The 2,004-nt window shown below is 74.8% G+C and carries 1 protein-coding gene; it reads right to left on the bottom strand.

What is annotated here, in order from left to right; all coding sequences use genetic code 11:
- Nucleotides 1-3 precede the first annotated feature (3 nt).
- A complete protein-coding gene (locus tag ACFUEL_RS39025) occupies nucleotides 4-1,959 on the bottom strand; it encodes a cellulose binding domain-containing protein (protein WP_380242861.1) in 1,956 nt (651 codons plus the stop codon).
- Nucleotides 1,960-2,004: the final 45 nt, after the last annotated feature.

Genomic DNA, 2,004 nt, shown 5'->3' with positions numbered 1-2,004 from the left:
GGATCAGCCGCAGGCGGCGCCGATCAGCGCGAAGGCGGCCGGGGCGGGGTTGGCGGCGCCCTGGGTGGCGATGAAGCCGAGGGTGACCGAGCCGCCGGCCGGGACCGTCCGGGTGTAGTCCGCCGGGACCACGCTCACCGCGCCCCCGCTCTGCGTCGCGGTGCCGCCCCACATCTGGCCGATCACCTGCCCGGCGGTGAACGCGAAGGACAGCGTCCAGCCGGACAGCGCGGCCGTCCCGGTGTTGCGGAGCACGATCTCGCCCTGGAACCCGCCGCCCCAGCTGTTGGTCACCCGGTAGTCGACCCCGCAGCCGCCCGCCGGGGCCGCGGCCGTGGTCACCGCGACGGTCGCCGAGCGCGGCGAACGGTTGCCCGGGGCGTCGAAGGCGTACACCGCGAACGCGTACGCGGTGCCCGCGGCCAGGCCGGTGACGGTGACCCGGCCGGTGGTGGTCGAGGCGACCACGCTCTCGCCGGAGCCGTCCACCCGCACCACGTCGTAGCGCACCACCCCGACGTCGTCGGTCGACGGCGCCCAGGACAGGGCGGCCGAGGTGGCCGTCACCTCCCCCGCCACCGGCGTGCCGGGCGCCGTCGGCGGCATCGGCTCGACCGCGACGAGGGAGACGACGAAGGTGGTGACGCTCTGCGCGGGCAGCACCGCCGTAAACGACCCGCCCGACGGGGCGGGCCCGGCCTGGGCCGCCAGCGTCCTGGTGGCGTCCGTCACCCAGGCGGACACCCCGGCCGGGGCGGTGCCGCCCGCCAGGGTGAACTGCTGGCTCACCGCCGCCGTGCCCTGGTTGACGGCCACCACCGTCACCGCGGAGCCGCCCCGGTACGCCGAGGTCCACACGCCCGACTGCGGGTTCGCGGGCGCGTCCAGCCGCACGTGCCCGGGGCGGACGAACTTCGCGAAGTGCGCCATCACCGCGCCGCGCTTGCTGATCCGCCCGTCCTCGCGCATCGGCCCGTAGCCGCGCCGGATGTACCACCACACGTACGCCTGGAAGCCGCCGTCCACCAGCGCGTGGTGCATGTGCTCGCCGACGCCGAGCGCCTGCGGCCACAGGTCCGCGGAGTCGGAGCTGTTGGGGTAGTACACCTCCGTCATCCACAGCTCCTTGCCCTGCCCCTTCTGCTGGAACAGCGGGTAGGGGAAGTTCGCGAACGGTGTGCCGTACAGGTGCGCCCCCAGGACGTCCAGGTTGGCGAGCGCCACCGGGTCGTTCAGGACCGGGTCGGAGAGGGACTTCACGTACTGGAAGGACTCCGGGGCGATCACCCGGGTGCCGATCGCGCCCGCGTTCTCGCGCAGGAAGCGGACGATCTCGTCGGACGTCCACCACGTCCAGTCCTGCGCGTAGTCGGGCTCGTTCTGCACCGAGACGGCGTACAGCTCGACCCCGTTGTCCGCCATGAACACCCGGAAGTCCTCCAGGTGCTGGGCGTACGCGCCGTACATGTCGTACCGCAGGCGGCGGGCGTTGCTCTGGCTGCTGCGGACGAAGGTCTCCACCATGGCGGCCGGCGGGTTCCACGGCGAGGCGAAGACGATCGCGCCCAGTTCGGCCGCCCGCTTCGCGGTCGCCACCTCGCGGCTCCAGTTCGCCCGGTCCTCGTCGACGTGGATCCGCAGCATGCTGAAGCCCAGCTGGCCGGGGCCGTTGCCGAACGCGGTCTCGCGCTGCTCGGCGGTCAGGTCGCCGGCCCAGAGCGGGTGGTTCATGCCGCCGAAGCCCCGGATGCTCTGGCGCCGCACCGACGGGTCGATCAGCACCGCCGTCCCGGCCGCCGCCGCGCTCGCGGTCGTCGCGGCCGCCCCCGCCGCTCCCGCTGCTCCCGTCGCTCCCGTCGTCGCGGCGAGCACCGGGAGGGCGCCGAGCGCCGCCAGTACGGTCCGCCGGCGGGGGGCCGCCGTCCGGTCGGTGGTGGGGTCGTGCGGCTCTGGCGTCACGGCGCTCTCCTGGGTCGCTCGGCGGGTGCGGGGCCGGTCCGGTCC

The organism is Kitasatospora sp. NPDC057198, from assembly GCF_042670125.1.
Lineage (GTDB): Bacteria > Actinomycetota > Actinomycetes > Streptomycetales > Streptomycetaceae > Kitasatospora.
This window is presented reverse-complemented; position numbering and strand designations above follow the sequence as displayed.